Source organism: Winkia sp. UMB3158 (assembly GCF_030217145.1).
GTDB classification, from domain to species: Bacteria; Actinomycetota; Actinomycetes; order Actinomycetales; family Actinomycetaceae; genus Winkia; species Winkia anitrata.
Genome location: NZ_JASONH010000001.1, coordinates 80,887 through 96,614, shown reverse-complemented (window position 1 = coordinate 96,614; position 15,728 = coordinate 80,887). Strand labels below are relative to the sequence as shown.

At 55.1% G+C, this 15,728-nt stretch carries 17 protein-coding genes and 1 tRNA gene; 13 read left to right on the top strand and 5 right to left on the bottom strand.

The genetic code is table 11. From position 1 onward, the window contains the following. Positions 1–65 precede the first annotated feature (65 nt). Entirely contained in the window at positions 66–1,049 is a 984-nt protein-coding gene (locus tag QP400_RS00555) for a bile acid:sodium symporter family protein (protein ID WP_004806065.1), read from the top strand. Positions 1,050–1,088: 39 nt separating this feature from the next. Here QP400_RS00555 and QP400_RS00550 read toward each other — a convergent pair whose 3' ends face one another. Both QP400_RS00550 and QP400_RS00545 read right to left on the bottom strand, forming a co-directional pair. Continuing rightward, a complete protein-coding gene (locus tag QP400_RS00550; protein WP_004806067.1) occupies positions 1,089–1,673 on the bottom strand; it encodes a GDSL-type esterase/lipase family protein in 585 nt (194 codons plus the stop codon). A gap of 64 nt (positions 1,674–1,737) precedes the next feature. Continuing rightward, the gene (locus QP400_RS00545) at positions 1,738–5,421 is read right to left on the bottom strand and encodes a multifunctional oxoglutarate decarboxylase/oxoglutarate dehydrogenase thiamine pyrophosphate-binding subunit/dihydrolipoyllysine-residue succinyltransferase subunit (RefSeq protein WP_101485659.1); all 3,684 of its coding nucleotides are present in this window, start codon (positions 5,419–5,421) and stop codon (positions 1,738–1,740) included. Between the two features lie 163 nt (positions 5,422–5,584). Here QP400_RS00545 and QP400_RS00540 point away from each other — a divergent pair, with 163 nt between their 5' ends. The 12 genes from QP400_RS00540 to QP400_RS00485 all read left to right on the top strand — a co-directional run bounded on the left by QP400_RS00540 (position 5,585) and on the right by QP400_RS00485 (position 13,927). After that, positions 5,585–6,919 (top strand): hemolysin family protein, encoded by a 1,335-nt coding sequence (locus QP400_RS00540; RefSeq protein WP_004806071.1) that lies wholly within the window; start codon positions 5,585–5,587, stop codon positions 6,917–6,919. A 1-nt stretch (position 6,920) separates the two neighbouring features. Then, positions 6,921–7,958 (top strand): hemolysin family protein, encoded by a 1,038-nt coding sequence (locus tag QP400_RS00535; RefSeq protein ID WP_004806074.1) that lies wholly within the window; start codon positions 6,921–6,923, stop codon positions 7,956–7,958. A 97-nt stretch (positions 7,959–8,055) separates the two neighbouring features. Next, on the top strand, positions 8,056–8,850 hold the full coding sequence (locus tag QP400_RS00530; RefSeq protein ID WP_160309229.1) for a M23 family metallopeptidase: 795 nt from the start codon (positions 8,056–8,058) through the stop codon (positions 8,848–8,850). Then, positions 8,844–9,560, top strand: a complete 717-nt coding sequence (locus QP400_RS00525; protein ID WP_004806079.1) for a glycerophosphodiester phosphodiesterase family protein — start codon at positions 8,844–8,846, stop codon at positions 9,558–9,560. Before QP400_RS00530 ends, QP400_RS00525 begins: the two co-directional genes overlap by 7 nt. Beyond that, complete coding sequence (locus tag QP400_RS00520; RefSeq protein WP_004806081.1) at positions 9,560–9,973, top strand: helix-turn-helix domain-containing protein; 414 nt, start codon at positions 9,560–9,562, stop codon at positions 9,971–9,973. The genes QP400_RS00525 and QP400_RS00520 overlap by 1 nt, the downstream gene beginning before the upstream one ends. A 25-nt stretch (positions 9,974–9,998) precedes the next feature. After that, positions 9,999–10,448, top strand: a complete 450-nt coding sequence (locus QP400_RS00515; RefSeq protein ID WP_004806083.1) for a ribose-5-phosphate isomerase — start codon at positions 9,999–10,001, stop codon at positions 10,446–10,448. Between the two features lie 55 nt (positions 10,449–10,503). Further along, positions 10,504–10,576, top strand: a tRNA-Arg gene (locus QP400_RS00510). 105 nt (positions 10,577–10,681) lie between these two features. Next, positions 10,682–11,878, top strand: a complete 1,197-nt coding sequence (locus tag QP400_RS00505) for a tyrosine-type recombinase/integrase (RefSeq protein WP_048707258.1) — start codon at positions 10,682–10,684, stop codon at positions 11,876–11,878. Positions 11,879–12,134: 256 nt separating this feature from the next. Continuing rightward, positions 12,135–12,752, top strand: a complete 618-nt coding sequence (gene tmk, locus QP400_RS00500; RefSeq protein ID WP_048707260.1) for a dTMP kinase — start codon at positions 12,135–12,137, stop codon at positions 12,750–12,752. Between the two features lie 127 nt (positions 12,753–12,879). Further along, positions 12,880–13,092 carry a hypothetical protein gene (locus tag QP400_RS00495; protein ID WP_048707262.1) on the top strand — a complete coding sequence of 71 codons (213 nt, stop codon included), beginning with the start codon at positions 12,880–12,882 and terminating at the stop codon, positions 13,090–13,092. 60 nt (positions 13,093–13,152) lie between these two features. Next, complete coding sequence (locus QP400_RS00490; protein WP_048707264.1) at positions 13,153–13,521, top strand: hypothetical protein; 369 nt, start codon at positions 13,153–13,155, stop codon at positions 13,519–13,521. A gap of 1 nt (position 13,522) precedes the next feature. Beyond that, entirely contained in the window at positions 13,523–13,927 is a 405-nt protein-coding gene (locus tag QP400_RS00485; RefSeq protein WP_048707265.1) for a helix-turn-helix domain-containing protein, read from the top strand. A 151-nt stretch (positions 13,928–14,078) separates the two neighbouring features. Here QP400_RS00485 and QP400_RS00480 read toward each other — a convergent pair whose 3' ends face one another. Genes QP400_RS00480 through QP400_RS00470 form a run of 3 tightly spaced genes read right to left on the bottom strand, consistent with a single transcriptional unit; the run spans position 14,079 to position 15,660 of the window. Beyond that, a complete protein-coding gene (locus tag QP400_RS00480; protein WP_004808309.1) occupies positions 14,079–14,447 on the bottom strand; it encodes a hypothetical protein in 369 nt (122 codons plus the stop codon). Between the two features lie 4 nt (positions 14,448–14,451). Next, positions 14,452–14,799, bottom strand: coding sequence for a hypothetical protein (locus QP400_RS00475; RefSeq protein WP_271694760.1), 348 nt, complete (start codon positions 14,797–14,799; stop codon positions 14,452–14,454). A gap of 3 nt (positions 14,800–14,802) precedes the next feature. Continuing rightward, positions 14,803–15,660 (bottom strand): peptidoglycan recognition protein family protein, encoded by an 858-nt coding sequence (locus tag QP400_RS00470; RefSeq protein WP_285462430.1) that lies wholly within the window; start codon positions 15,658–15,660, stop codon positions 14,803–14,805. Positions 15,661–15,728: the final 68 nt, after the last annotated feature.

Below are 15,728 nucleotides of genomic sequence, written 5' to 3'. Positions count from 1 at the left end.
GAGCAGGCAACTACTGTTTCTGTAACGTTCACGCTGGGTGAACGCGCAACAGAATAGGAGTGAAGATGTCCGCTACACTGCAAAAAGCAGCGTCTGCGCAAACCGTGCAGCAAAAAGAAGAACGCGCAGCATACATCGCTGCCCTAGGTTTTCCTATTCTGGTCATTATTGGTGGCTTGGTAGGTTTTGCAGCTCCCAGTGTCGTCTTGCCGCTAAAGGGTTGGGTTAACCTCCTTCTAGGGGTTGTCATGTTCGGCATGGGACTTACCCTAAAACCGGCAGATTTCGTGCTGGTTGCCAAACGTCCGCTACCTGTTCTTATCGGTGTCGTTTCGCAGTATGTGGTCATGCCGCTGCTTGCCGTAGTGCTGGTATGGGTAATGCAGCTTCCCGCTGAGGTAGCCGCCGGTGTCATCCTGGTCGGGTGTGCGCCGGGTGGAACCTCCTCTAACGTGGTTTCGTATCTTGCTAGGGGCGACGTGGCTCTGTCCGTCACGATGACCTCCATCTCGACGCTGCTAGCGCCGGTACTTACCCCCTTGTTGACTCTGTGGCTCGCAGGTCAGTACATGCCGGTGAGCGGTGCCGCCATGGCAGTGTCGATCGTCAAGGTAGTACTTCTGCCGGTCGTAGGCGGCCTCGCTTTGAGGGCGTTCTTCAATTCCGCAGTGCAAAAGGTAGAGCCGGCACTGCCCTGGGTATCGGTTGTAGCCATCAGTGTCATCGCTGCCACGGTGGTCGCCGGGTCTAAGGAAACTATCGCCACTTCGGCGGTAGTCGTCTTCGTGGCCGTAGTTCTGCACAACTGCTTTGGGTATGTGCTCGGCTTCTTCGCCTCGAAATTCACTGGAGGGACTCGTACCACTTCTCGTACGACCGCCATCGAGGTGGGCATGCAGAATTCCGGTTTGGCCGCAACTCTCGCAATGCAGTACATGAGCCCGACCGCAGCTTTGCCCGCGGCTGTCTTCTCGGTATGGCATAACCTGTCGGGCGCTGTAGTGGCAGCCCTGTGCCGCACGGCAGATAAGCGCCAGGCTAGTAAGTAGTAGTTGAAAAAATGCCGGTCCCGCGGGACCGGCATTTTTTCATTCTGTTCCAATCCAGGAACCGAAACCTGAATGCAGGACGAGCCATGCTAGCAGCCCGTATCCAACCTGTCCGGGCAGCCCTGTGGGAGACTGGTTGACCTCTGACAGCCACCCATCGTGAGTACTAAGCGGAGTGAAAGTGTCAACGTAGGTTACGGAACGCCTAGAGCAAACGTCCTCAAGCGCATGGTTTAGCTTGGCCAGACCAGTGCTTTCTACTGCCGGTAGCGGGGGAGGTCCCACCACAAAGCAGGGCATGTTGGCACCGGCAGCCTTATCCAAAATATTGGCCAGGGAAAGACGCGAACGAGGAGAAGTGAGGCCAGCGGCAATATCCGCGCTTCCCATCCCTATTAGCAACCTGTTTATGGCGCCTTTGGTACAGCGCCTGGCAGCTTCCTCTTCCCACCTATCGGCTAGATCTATCGAAGTTTCGTTGGGAACTGCCAACGTGAAAGTCTGTACTTCTCGGGCAGCCTGGGTTCTGGCCATAACCCGACCAACCCATCCTAGAGCGCGAGGATCTCCGGCACCTGCGGCCAGCTCATCGCCAATCACAATCAAATTCTGAGGGGTATCCACAACTACATCCTACAAAGTGCGCACAAATAGAGGAGTGGGCAGCTAGCTGCCCACTCCAATACAACTATCGCTGGAAGGCGGCCTCCATGAGCCTCTCGTTTTGTTCAGCATGCATAGCAGCCGTACCGGCTGAAGGAGCTGCCGAGGAGGGTCTTGATACCACGCGAAGGGTTCGGCCTCCGGTGGCCGCATCTGTAATATTCAAGGCCAAGAAAGGCCACGCCCCCATGTTGCGCGGTTCGTCTTGGACCCACACCAGCTCGGCCGAGGACGGGAATGCGCCCAGAGCCTTAGCAAGCGCTTCTTCGGCAAGCGGATAGTACTGCTCCAGACGAACAATCGCGGTCGATTTGTCGTTCCTTTTTGCGCGAGCCTTCACTAAGTCGTAGTAGACCCTGCCGGAGGTAAGGATGATCCGATCGACGTTGGAAGCGTTCGCCAACACCTCATCCTGAGACTCCTGGAGCACCTCGTGGAACGAGCCGCGAGTAAAGTCCTCTACTGGCGAGGTGGCGGCATTCAGCCGAAGCAGCTGCTTCGGAGTAAATACGATCAGTGGTTTGCGCGGGCGCTGATAAGCCTGCGACCTCAGCAAGTGGAAATGCTGAGCCGGGGTAGAAGGCTGAGTAATGCGCATGTTGTTCTGCGCGGCAAGCTGCAAATAACGCTCAATCCTGGCGGAAGAGTGATCCGGGCCCTGCCCCTCATAGCCATGTGGCAGAAGCATCACCAGCGAAGCGTGCTGGCCCCACTTCTGCTCGGCTGCAGAAATGAACTCATCCACAACCAATTGGGCTCCATTTACGAAGTCGCCAAACTGCGCTTCCCACAGCACTAAGGCCGACGGGCGCTCAACAGAATAGCCATATTCAAAGGCAAGAGGCCCATACTCCGACAGTGAAGAGTCGTATATGGAGAGCATCTTTTGATCCGGAGTCAGAAAGTCTAACGGCGTCCATTCGCGTCCAGTGTCGTGATCGTGAAGAACCGCATGGCGCTGTACGAATGTGCCGCGACGGCAATCCTCGCCAGACATCCGCACCGGGGTTCCCTCGATCAGCAATGAGCCGAACGCTAACAGCTCGCCGAAGCCCCAATCGATCTTGCCTTCGCGGCTCATCTGGTGGCGTCGTTCCATCAACTTGCGCATCTTCGGGTGAGGAGTGAAGTGCTCGGGAACGTGCAAGTAGGCATCCCCGATGCGCTCGATTACCTGCCGTGGCACCGCAGTATCCCAACCGACCATCATGCCCGCTCCAGGACGCTGAGATTCCGGTAATTCCAACGCGGCTTCCCCAGGGGACCAGCCGTGTTCGCGAGTCTCAGTCAGGATGCGATTCATCTCGGTGTTGTACTCAGCCAAAGAGGCGCGTGCCTCCTCTTCAGTTATGTCTCCACGGCCAATCAAATTCTTGGTATACACCGACCGAGTAGAAGGAAGTTGATTGATCAGGTTGTACATGATCGGCTGCGTCATCGAGGGGTCGTCGCCCTCGTTGTGGCCGCGCCGACGGTAGCAGACCATGTCAATGATTACATCCTTGTGGAATTCTTCGCGGAAGGAGAAGGCTAGATTCGCAGCCCGTACCACCTCTTCAGGGTCATCTCCATTGACGTGGAAGACAGGGATCTGTAGCCCCCTTGCCATATCGGTGCAATAGCGGGTTGACCTGCCAGAAGCTGGCCCGGTTGTGAACCCAATCTGGTTGTTCACAATGACATGCAGGGTACCCCCGACGCGGTATGCAGGCAGCTGAGACATATTCAAGACCTCATAGACCACGCCCTGGCCAACGAAAGCTGCATCCCCATGAATCAGAATCGGCAGAACGGGGTAGTCGTCAACCTGCCCCATCTTGTCTAACTTGGCGCGGCAGATGCCTTCCAGCACCCCGTCGGCTGCCTCCAAGTGAGATGGGTTAGCCGCCAGAGTTACGCGGATAGCCACGCCGTCCTCGACAGAGAAAACCCCTTCTGTGCCCAGGTGGTATTTCACGTCACCGCTACCTTGAACCGTGCGTGGATCCTGATTGCCTTCAAACTCAGAAAAGATCTGCCCGTAGGACTTTCCGCCAATATTGGCCAGCACATTCAAGCGGCCACGGTGCGCCATGCCAATGACAGCATCAGGAAGGCCGCGCCTCGCTGCAGCCGTAAGAGCGGTATCGAGCAGCGGGATCAGCGATTCGCCGCCCTCAAGAGAAAAACGCTTCTGGCCGACATACTTGGTCTGCAGGAAAGTTTCGAATGCCTCGGCTCTAGACAGAGTGGACAGAATGTGTCGCTGGGCTTCCTTGGAAGGCTTCTCGTAAGGAGTCTCAATTTGCCGCTGCAGCCAAGCCCGCTGGGCTGGATCCTGGATGTGCATGTACTCAATGCCCATAGAACGGGTGTAAGTGTCGCGCAGCCTGGTAAGGATCTGCCGCAAAGTCATATTTGCAGCTCCACCGAATCCGCCGGTGGGGAAGGATCGATCAAGATCCCAAACAGTTAGGCCGTAGTTAGCAAGAGACAGGTCGGGATGGCGACGCTGCCGATACGCCAGCGGGTCAGTATCTGCCGCAAGGTGTCCGCGAGAACGATAGGCATGAATAAGCTCAGCAATGCGAGCAGGCTTGCCCTTCTCTGTCTCAAGCGAGTACTCGTAATCCTGCTGGAAGACGAAAGGCTCGTAGGGTACCTCCATGGCGCGGAAGACACGTTCGTAGAAGCCATCCTTGCCAGTTAGCTTTTCCTCTACAGTACGAAGGAATTCCCCGGAGGCAGCTCCCTGAATAACCCGGTGGTCGTAGGTGGAAGTCATATACATGGCCTTGCCGACCCCCATACGTGCCAGCACGGTCGGGGATGCGCCAGCCCACTCGGCAGGATACGCCGTGGCGCCGACGCCAATAATTGTCCCCTGCCCGGCCATCAACCTGGGTACGGAATGGCTTGTTCCCAAGGTGCCGGGGTTAGTCAGCGTCATCGAGGCACCCTGGAAATCCTTAGGGGTGAGCTTGCCCGCACGGGTCCGCGCAACAAGGTCCTCATAGGCGGCCACAAATTGCTGGAAATCTAACCTGTCAGCCTCGTGGATCACGGGCACCATAAGAGTGCGGGTGCCGTCCTTCTTCGGTAGATCAATAGCTAACCCGAACCCCACGTGTCCGTACTGGCGAACGTTGGGCTTGCCGTCGACCTCTTCGTAACGGACGTTCATAGAAGGCATCTTGGTCAAGGTCTCGACCACCGCGTATCCGATTAGGTGGGTAAAGGAAACCTTTCCGCCCCGAGTTCTGGCTAGATGGTTATTAATAACCGAACGATTTTCGATCAGTACTTTTGCTGGGATCTGCCGGGCAGAGGTCGCGGTCGGAACGCTCAAAGAGGTTTCCATATTCTTCACGATGGCGCCCGCCGGGCCACGCAGTCGCTGTACCTGGTCGACTTCGCCCTCGGACCCCAGTAGCGCGCCGTTGCCCTTCAGAGCATTTGCCGCATACGGCGAAGTTGGCGGCTCCACCTTCGAGAGGGGAAGAGGGGGAAGATCAGAACGTGTCTCGTCTGCTACTTGCTCTGCAGGCTGGTCCTGCACCTTCTCTCTCTGTGCGGGAGTAGAGGTCGCCTTGAGCTCCTCCATACTTTCGACAGCTTTGAAATAATCCTGCCAATCGGTGGGCACCGATAGGGGATCTGCATCATACTTCTTGCGCATCTGCGCGATTACGTCACTGGTGGGCGCTTGTTCACTGCTGTCCTGAGACATGTAACACCTCGATGTGGAGTGCGACGGAAACTACTCGTAGAAACAAGATTAGGCAATGAATGCCGAATCCACAGCATTTCCCTTTTATTTCGAGACACTTTGCCCCAGTTTGGGCATGTAATTGCTCGGGCGAGGCCAGTACAATAAAGAATCATGTGCACCAATGGATTGGACGGGCTACTTTTACATGCTCTATGACCTTTTAATGATCGGAGCGGGAGTGGTCCTAACGCTCGGGACTGCGCTCTTTGTTGCATCCGAGTTCTCTTTAGTCGCTCTAGATCCGGCAACCGTGGATCGAAGAGCAGCGGCTGGCGACAAGCGTGCCAGCAGTGTCTCGAAGACAATGCACCACCTAAGCACTCACCTTTCGGGAGCTCAGGTTGGAATTACGCTGACCACAATCATGCTCGGCTACACTACGCAGACTGCTGTAGCTGACATGATCGATCGGTCTCTCCGCGGACTCGGAGTAGCAGTAGCAATTTCCACTACCGTGGGCGTGGCAGCCGCCGTGATCGTGGTCAATGTTTTCTCGATGGTCTTCGGCGAACTTGTCCCGAAGAATTTTGCGCTCGCGGAAACACTGAAGGTTGCTGGCATAGTTTCTCCGGTGCAGCGAGCCTTCACGTTCTTATTCCGGCCCCTAATCGGCCTGCTCAACGGCTCTGCGAATATGGTGCTGCGGGCGGTCGGAGTAGAGCCCCTGGAACAGATGTCCTCTGCCAGATCTGCTTCGGAGCTAGCGGCGATGGTTCGGCACAGCGCAGAAGAAGGCACCCTTGATACGTCTACCGCTTCGATGTTCACCAGATCGGTCCGAATGGGGCGACTGACTGCAGCCGACATCATGGTTGACCGAGGGCGAATGGACACCTTAGAAGCAACGAACAACGTGGAAGATCTTATCGATCTTGCCCGTAAGACGGGGCGCTCGCGCTTCCCTGTAATCGGCGAGGACACGGACGACATTCTGGGAATTGCGCACCTGCGCAGGGCGGCTGCCGTTCCCTTTGCCAAGAGAGGAGAGGTTCCCGTCACTAGCCAGTCGATCATGTTTGATGCGATGCGCGTTCCGGAGACGGTGCAACTGGCTCCGCTCATGGTTGCCCTCCGTGAAGAGGGCCTACAGATGGCGATAGTGGTTGATGAATACGGCGGTACTTCGGGACTTGTCACCCTCGAGGACATAGTTGAAGAAATCGTAGGCGAGATCGCTGACGAACATGATCCCAAGCGCCGTGGGATTCGAATTGCCGGGCAAAATGGCTGGTATGTTTCCGGGCTGGTTCGCCCTGACGAACTACACGATTACACGAAACTGCGGGTGCCTGATGACGGACCCTACGACACCCTCGGAGGATTGATAATGGACCGGCTCGGGGCGATCCCAAAAGAGGGCGACTACGTAGATGTCAATCATGTGCGGTTGCAGGTGACCGGTATGGATGGCAGGCGAGTGGACCAAGTCCTAGTTCAGCCAACGAAGGAGGTCTGAAATGGGAATTGGTACCGGACTGATCATAGCGATTGCCCTCTTGGCAGTGAACGCGTTCTTCGTGGGAGCTGAATTTGCAGTTACCTCGTCTCGAAAATCCCAGATTGACCCGCTAGTAGAAGAAGGCAGGGCAGGCGCAAAGGCTGCACAGTGGGCCTTAGAGCACGTTTCCCTAATGCTGGCAGTGTGTCAGTTAGGGGTAACGCTTGCTTCTACAGCATTGGGTGCGGTGGCGGAGCCGGCTCTTGCAAGAGCGGTCAGGCCGCTCCTCCTTCGGTTCGGTTTGCCCGCTGCAAGCTCTCATCTGGTGGCAGTGATTATTGCTTTACTGGTCGTACTGTATCTGCACGTAGTTGTTGGCGAAATGATTCCCAAGAATCTGTCAGTGTCAGCACCGGCGAAAATGGTGCTGGTGCTAGCTCCACCTCTGGTGCGGCTGGGCCGTCTAGTGCGGCCAATTGTTGAGGGAATGGATCATTTTGCGAATTGGTTTATCACGAAACTCGGGGTGGAACCCAAGCACGAGGTGGCTGCCACCTTTACTGCAGAAGAAGTGGCTACCATCGTGGAATTGTCAGAAGCTGAAGGCAAGCTGACTGACGATCTAGGTCTGCTGTCCGGAACGCTAGAATTTAGCGAAGAACTTGTAGAGGCCGTAATGGTGGGTCCCGAAAAGCTTGTGACGCTGCCCGTGCAAGTAACTCCTGCCGAGTTTGAAAAAGTAGTTTCCCAGACGGGATTTTCGCGCTTCCCGCTAGTAGATGGAACTGGCGAATACGTCGGCTACCTGCATCTAAAAGATGTACTGCAGGCCGACTCTAAAGAACAGCGAGACAAGCCTGTGCCCTCATGGTGGATCAGACAGCTGCCCAAGGCATCTCCTCAGGACGAGGTCGAGGATGCGCTTCGGGTAATGCAGATGACCGGTGTTCACTTAGCTAAGGTAGAGCGCGAAGGAAGTATCGTTGGCGTCATCTTCCTTGAAGATATTTTGGAAGAACTTGTAGGTGAGGTTCGGGACGTAATGCAGCGGCAGTAGGGATTCTCTGTAGAATGCATAACATTTGTATGTCATCGTGTAATATAAACGTTATTGTTTCGTGATGTGGCCTTGTAGACGAGACGAAAGGGAAACAGTGGAGAGCAGGATTGACATGCGGAAGGCGAACAAACGTCCTCGGCATCCCCGTGGAATGGGACGGCGGCTAGCAGTTCTTGGTTCCTTGGGAGCGATCACCGTAGCTGCTCCACTTGCCGGTTTCGTCGGGGCCGACATGTCTATTGCAATGCCTAAAGAATCTGGATATCACGCCGGAGACACCTGGGCGAAGGTGCGTTCTAACGTTTCTACTGTTGAATCGCAGAGCCAACTAACAGCGGTGGCAGCCCCCGTTTCGGTTGCGAGGGTACGTACAAGTAAAGAGATGAAACGGTGCGTGGCGAAGTATGCCTCTGCCGGTGAACGCGGTGTTTTTGCCACTTCTGATGCCATCGTCGAGCCGCTGCCCGCCGGTACATTTACAATCGCCTCCCCCTTCGGGTACAGGTCCCACCCGCTGTTCCACACTTCTAAATTGCACGAGGGCGCCGATATGGCCGCCCCGTCAGGTACCCCTGTTTTTGCCACTGCTCCGGGCGTTGTGAAGACCGCCTCTGAAATTGAGGGCGGTGGCTACACTGTAGAAATTACTCACACGATGGAAAACGGCGAGACTTTCTCGTCGGGGTATATGCACCTACTTGCGGGATCCATCCAGGTGAAGGTAGGGGAGACGGTCAAGGCCGGGCAGATGATAGCCCAGGTCGGCTCTACCGGTAATTCCACTGGGCCGCACTTGCATTTCGAAATCAGGCCAGATAAAGATCCTATCGATCCGCTGCCATGGTTGAAGGAACATAACGCCCATCCGGTAGGTCAAGAAGATTGCTAAGGGCATTTGCCCATCGCGGGGGAGCCAATGAAGCGGAAGAAAATACTCCGCAGGCTTTCGAATATGCGCTCTCGCTCGGGTATAAGCGGCTAGAAACGGATGCGCATCTTAGCCGAGACAACAAAGTGGTGCTGCACCATGATCCCGACCTGAAGCGAACCTATGGGATAGCCGCGAAGATCGCTGACTTGGATTGGGCCGAGCTCTCGGAATTTCGAATGCCTAATGGAGGCAGGCTCATGCGTTTTGAAGAAGCGCTAGAGCGTTTTGACCAGGTTGAATTCAACGTTGACGCGAAAGAAAATGCCGTGGCAATGCCATTGCTGAGGCTCGCCAAGAACGATTTGGACCGGGTCCGCTTTGTTTCTTTTTCAGCGCGGACAGTAAAAGAATTGCGGCAGGCTGGAGCCGAAAAGACAGCACTTACTATGCCCGAGGTAGCCGGGCTTCGCTTGGGAATGCCGCTGCCTAAAAGGCTGCTGGAGAGGGTTGACGCGGTACAAATACCTCCCACTTATGGGCCGATCAAATTAGCCACAAAGACTTTCATCTCAAGAGCGCACGACGCCGGTTTATTTGTTGATGTATGGACTGTTAGTGAAACAGAAACTATATTGAAAATGATCGACGCCGGAGTCGATGGGCTAATGACTGACTCGCCCTCGGTACTCAAAGAAGTGTTGGTCCAAAGGAACATTTGGGAGGGCTAATGCCTTGGATCAGAAAGCCGGTAGATAAAAAGCTGGTTAGAGCGGCCAGGAAAGCGCGCGCGGCGGAAGAAATTGCGCATCTTGACTACTTGCGCGCGGTTCAGCGTGCCGTCATGAAAATGAACCAGACCCAGCTGGCCGAGGAATTAGGGGTATCACAGTCTTCTGTATCGCAATTGCTCCGTTCGGCCAAACGGCAACCTCCAGTAGCGTCAGGGTACTTTTCTGCCGATCCGGACGAGGCGATTAAAAGATTTGTAGCCGGGGTAGTAACTAGAAAAGAACTGGTTGAAGAATTGCGCAGATGGAACAGTCGTGGGGCAGACACCAGAGCGGCTCTAGATAAAGCCTATGTGCAGCGGATTATCTCGGAGCGGTTAGCGAAGATGGTAGGGGAAGAAGCCCGTAGGTAGGAACTGTAATGATAGTGTCGAATCCATGAGGATTCACATTGCATCGGACCATGCTGGGTTCGAACTCAAAGAAGCGTTGAAAACCCATTTTTCTGAACGTGGCAATGAAGTCATTGATCACGGCCCTGAAACATACGATCCAGCTGATGACTATCCCCCAACCTGCCAGGCATGCGCAGAAGCGGTGCTTGCGGATCCAGGTTCGCTAGGCTTCGTGCTGGGTGGATCGGGCAACGGTGAGCAGATTGCCGCAAACCAGGTTAAAGGCATCCGCGCCGCCCTCTGTTGGTCAGAGGAGACGGCAGAGTTGGCAAGGCTGCACAACAATGCTCAGGTTGCCGGTATAGGAGCTCGCATGCACTCCACGGAAGACGCCATTCGGATTGCAGACAAGTTTGTCGACACAGCATTTACCGGTGAGGAGAGGCACTGCCGACGTATTGATCTACTGGACGAGTACGACCAGAAACACTGATTTACCAGCAGATTTTCGATACTAGGCCCTTCGCTGGTAAAGTGGAGGGCCGTAGGCCCCGATAGCTCAGTGGATAGAGCGTCTGCCTCCGGAGCAGAAGGTCGCAGGTTCGAATCCTGTTCGGGGCGCTTCGAAAGCCGTGGAATAATGCGGAAAAGTCATGTGCTAAAAGTTGCGTGACACAGAGCGTGACACAGCAGGGGGTAGAACAAGGCTCAAAACAGGCGGCAAAAATGGGGTTAAAACCGAAAAAACTTAAACACAAATCCGGAAAAACGGTTTACAGAATCCGATTCCGCGAACGCCTCGGAGCGAACCCAGTCAGCGAAACCTTCGACCGCCTAAAAGACGCTCAAGCCTTCTGCAAACTCATCGAACAAGTCGGAGGGGCTGACGCACGCAGAATCCGTGAAGGCATCGGCACCAAGCCCCTCAAACCCACCCAAACAGCCTTCGAAGAATACATAGACCAAGCACGCGGGTACGCATCCCCCGCATCAATACGCGAAAATGAAAAAATATGGGAACGCCACATCGCCCCAACTTTCGCCGCCATCCCCGTAGAAACAATCACACGGCAGATGATCGAAAAATGGGTGGCAAAACTCCGCAAGACTGAAACATATTCATCAAAAAGCAGGGGGGAAAAGGCTCTTGCAGCCGGGCTACCACACACACCCGACTACCTTTCAGTAAAAACCATCAAAAATATTCACGGCCTGCTCTCTTCGATCCTCAAATACCAAGTGCAGATGCGGACCATTCCCGCGAACCCAGCTTTCGCTATACGCCTACCAAGGGCTGCGAGGAAGCGCTACCCAACCTTTCTGACGGCAAACGAGTTCGCAGCAATATATGATGCCACCCCTGCCGATTGGAGGCCGCTCCTGGCCCTTCTGGCGGGCACGGGCATGCGGTGGAGTGAAGCAACCGCGCTGAAAGGCTCGGACTTCGACTTGGATGCTCGAATTGCCATAGTGCGAGTAGAACGGGCATGGAAAATGGCGAACGGGAAACGCGTGCTTGGCGCTCCTAAGACCGAAAGTGGCGTGCGCACCATATCCCTATCGAGATCTACTATTGATCAGATCCGTGAAGTGGTAGAAGCCGCAAAAGGTGACTCTTTCGTGTTCAAAGGGACGTGCGGGGGAGTGCTGAAGAATGAGTGGTTCTCGCGCCGCGTGTGGAAGCCTGCGTTAGTGAAAGCTGGCATAGAACACACTCCAACACTGCACGATCTGCGGCATTCTCACGCGTCATGGCTGATTGCAGCAGGCGTGCCATTGACTGTGATTCAACGCCGCCTTGGGCATTCCTCCATTAAGGTTACTTCAGATACTTATGGCCATCTTGCGCCGGATGCTTTGCAAGTGGCAGCGGACGCTATCGGGATAGCGCTTTCTCAGGCATTGCCAGAAATAGAGGGTTGACCAGGTTAGGGGGTGTGGTATTCTGTAATTGCCCGGACCTTAGTTGCCCGGTAGCTATGGCGTTAAATATATGCGCTCTGCCAATGGAGCCTAGCAGCTTACAGGCAGTTTCCCCACGTAAGTGGGGGTAACCCAATACGGGTAAAATAACGTGTGCCGCGCGTGCATGTTTCACTATTCCCCGCGAAAGCGGGGGCAAACAGGGAGCCTAGTCCTTTCGACTAGGCTCCCTAATTTTTTGCGTAAAATTCAGGGCATGGGTCTATTTATAACTTTTGAGGGCGGCGAAGGCGCTGGCAAGTCCACGCAAGCAAAACTACTCGCAAACCACCTAATAGCGGCGGGCGTGGATGTGCTGCTTACGCGCGAACCGGGCGGCACAGCCCTGGGTGAGAGCATACGCGCGCTAGTAATGCATGGGGGAGAAGTAGACGCTAAAACGGAGGCGCTGCTTTACGCGGCAGATCGCGCACACCACGTAGCAAGGGTAATAGCGCCTGCGCTCGCGGCGGGCAAGGTTGTGATCTGTGATCGGTTTTCGGATTCGTCGGTGGCGTATCAGGGCGCGGGGCGCGGCCTCGGCATGAAAGCAATCAGGGGGCTTAGTGATTGGGCAAGCGGCGGGGTAGCGCCTGATCTGACTTTCCTCCTTAACTTGGACACGGACGCGGGGGCGGGGCGCGTCTCACAGCGGGGCAAGAGAAGAGATCGTATCGAGAGCGCGGGCAGCGAATTTCACGAGCGCATACATAAGGCATTTCAGCGGATCGCGGTAGCAGAAAGCGCGCGGATAGTGCCTATTAACGCGTGTGGAAGCGTGAAGGAAATCCACGAGCAAATAGTAGAAGTAGTAAAAAAGCACATCAAAACGTGAGCGAGCACACAATAATAGAGCTTTACAATGTCGCAGAGTGGGACATATAATTAAAGCACAAGGCAAAAGAAAAGGGCCTTGAAAACAAAGAGGCAACAAGGCCTCACAACTCGGAAAGGAATCCGAAATGGCTAACAAATACCAATCCACCGAAGCCCAGCGCCGCTACATCCTCGCACTCTCAGACTGGATGAGCGATGAACAATGGTGCGAAATGTTCGCAGAATACGCAAAAAGAAACCAAAACCAGCCCACCACCCTCATCACCGAAACCCGCAACCAAGCCTTGAAGCGGCTAACCAAGCGCGTCTGCTCCGCAATGATCGACGAACTCAAATAACCCCCCCGGCCCCGCCCGTCTTTGTGGCGGGGCCCCAAAAAGCACTGAAAGAACCAGAAAATGAAAAAGCAATACCTACAACAGGCCCGGATCAACCTCACCGAAATTGCCCGTCCCGCCGTCGTCGCCGAATACGTTGATTACATCAAAATGTGCCTAGAAGACGGCGAAACCCTCGAAGAAATAAAAGAGGGCCTCCCACACGTTTCGACCGCAGACGCAGAAGATGCGGCATGGGACGCAATCAAAAAATACTTGTGCGCAACCGGTACCTTAGAAGAATACTGGCGCGCCCTCGCACAATGCAAAGACAAGGGCGACAACAAACTCGCGAACATCTACTACATGTGGAATGCCGGCAAACAAGCCCGCGACATGTGGTACAACGCCCCACTAGAAGCACTCGAACAAGTACAGAAAGGGCACTAATTTGAACTCAGCTACATTCAAAACCTACCGGGAAACCCTCGGCATGGACGGCCAAGCCGTAGCGGACTGGCTCAAAGTAAACCGGCGCACAGTCCAACGATGGGAACAACCAGACGCAGGCGATATCCCCGAATGGGCGGCAGAAAAACTACAATCCCGCTGGGATAGCCTCGTCGACAAGATCAGTGACGCGATTGATTACCTTGACCAGCTGCAACAAGAAACTGGGGCACCGCCAGAGGCTGTGCAGATGCAAAGGTTCAAAACCAATGCTTCCTGCAAGCGCGTTAACGGCCCTGGTGTGACTGCCAGAGAGCACGCAATCATGGTGGGCATTATTACCGCTGCCTTGCAGGCAGAAAAGTATGAGGTGAACTTGGACTGGATCCCCCAAGAAGAATCATAACTGTAGGGAAAGTGTTAAAAATCCAGTAATAATATTACTATTTCACCCATTTAGTAATATTATTACCGCTTTTGTAACATGCCCTAACGGCCTTGCGAGCATAAAAAAAGAGGGGCACCCCGGCCAAAACCTGGTCAGGGTGCCCCAAACGTTAGTGCTTGTTGCACTTCTCGGTCCGCAACTCTAGGTTGCGCATGCGCGCGTGTAGATCCTCAGCTGCGATAGCCTGCTCGCGCCGATAATCCCCAACCTGATGCCCCAGGCTCTTCACCTGATCAAGTAAGAGATCGAATCTGCGATCTTGCTCTTTTTGCATGCGCTCAATACGATTCACCGCATCACGCAAGGATGAGCCGTGGTTGGTCTCCAATTGCTCTCGGGTCTCACAAGCGGCTTTCTCAATCTTCTTGTTGGAATGTTCGACGCGTTTGATTTTTACCACTCCCGCGATTGCTGTGATGAAAGCTGCGAAACCTCCGAACCCGCCGAGGGTGGCAAGAGCATCAATAAACCCGCTCAAAAGCTCACTCCTCCTTCCCCTCGGTCTTGGTGGGGGCGCGGTGCCTACCAGCAGGCGGGGAAGTAATATCGCGCACCCAATCCATCAAACCCGTAGGTTTCAGGATCGTGTAGGCGATCTGCCCGGCCCCAGCGACCACGCCCAGGTTCATGATCGCGAACTGGTAAAACGCCGGATACTTAATAAACACGAAGGTTGCCGCCGCGAGTAGCACGTACACGCCCAGGGCTACCAGGCGTTTAGTGTTTTGTGACCAGTGCGCGCGTGTGATCACAGATACCACGAATGTGCCTAGGATGCCCGCGAGCGCGGAAAAATCAATGGGGCTAATGTGCTGAAATAGCTGATCCATTTTTTACCACATCCATCCTTTGGTGTTGAGGGCGTGCTGTATGGCGCGGGCAGTGTTTTCTCCGAGGTAGCCGTCTTGGGCCTGGTGGAGGTTGGCTTGCCAGGCGCGGATTGTGGCCGGGCCGAGGATACCGTCCTGGGCTTGTTTTAGGCGGGCTTGTAGTTCGCGTATGGCCTTTGAGCCCGCATCGCCGTTGCCGAATTGGGCCGGGCAGGGGTCAGCCTCCATGATCGCCGGGTAGTATTCCTGATTATCCGCCACCTGGTCGGAGATTATGCCGTCTTGTGGGGTGCGTAGGTGGGCTTGGATTCTCTTCCACGAGCCTGTTCCGAGGATGCCGTCCTCGGCGAGTTTGCCGGGGGTGGGGGCCGGGTCTGCTTTCGGGCTTACGCTGGCAGGGGCCCCTCGGCGGATGTCTTCGGCGCGTGCGTCCAGCCAGGCGAGCTTGCCCGCATACGTGCCGGGGCAGGCAGTATTGTAGAAATCGTTATGCTTGGCCAGGGGGATGCGCCAGCCGTAATCGCGGCGGATATTGGCGATCAGCTCCGCGATGGTCTCCAGGTCTGCGCTGCTCATGCGTGGGTTGCACTCAATCCCGATAGAACGCTTGTTGACGGAGTAGTCGCCGGCGTGCCAGGCCGTATCGGCAGCGTTCACGATCCACGCTACTCGGCCTGCTTCTGCCACACAGTGAGCGGAAGTGCCAACCGCCGGGTTACACAGGGTGCGTATCGCCCCCTCAAACCCGGGATTACGATCCGGACTATTCCACCAGTGAATAACAATCACATTTACTTGCGTGCCGCCCCTGCCAGGCGTGTAATTCGGTGAGTCATAGCAGGTTATATCTTGATATGCCATATGGGCTCCTCACATTCTTTTGGTTTTGGGTATAAAAAAGCCCCAACACCCTGTAGGGTGCGGGGGAT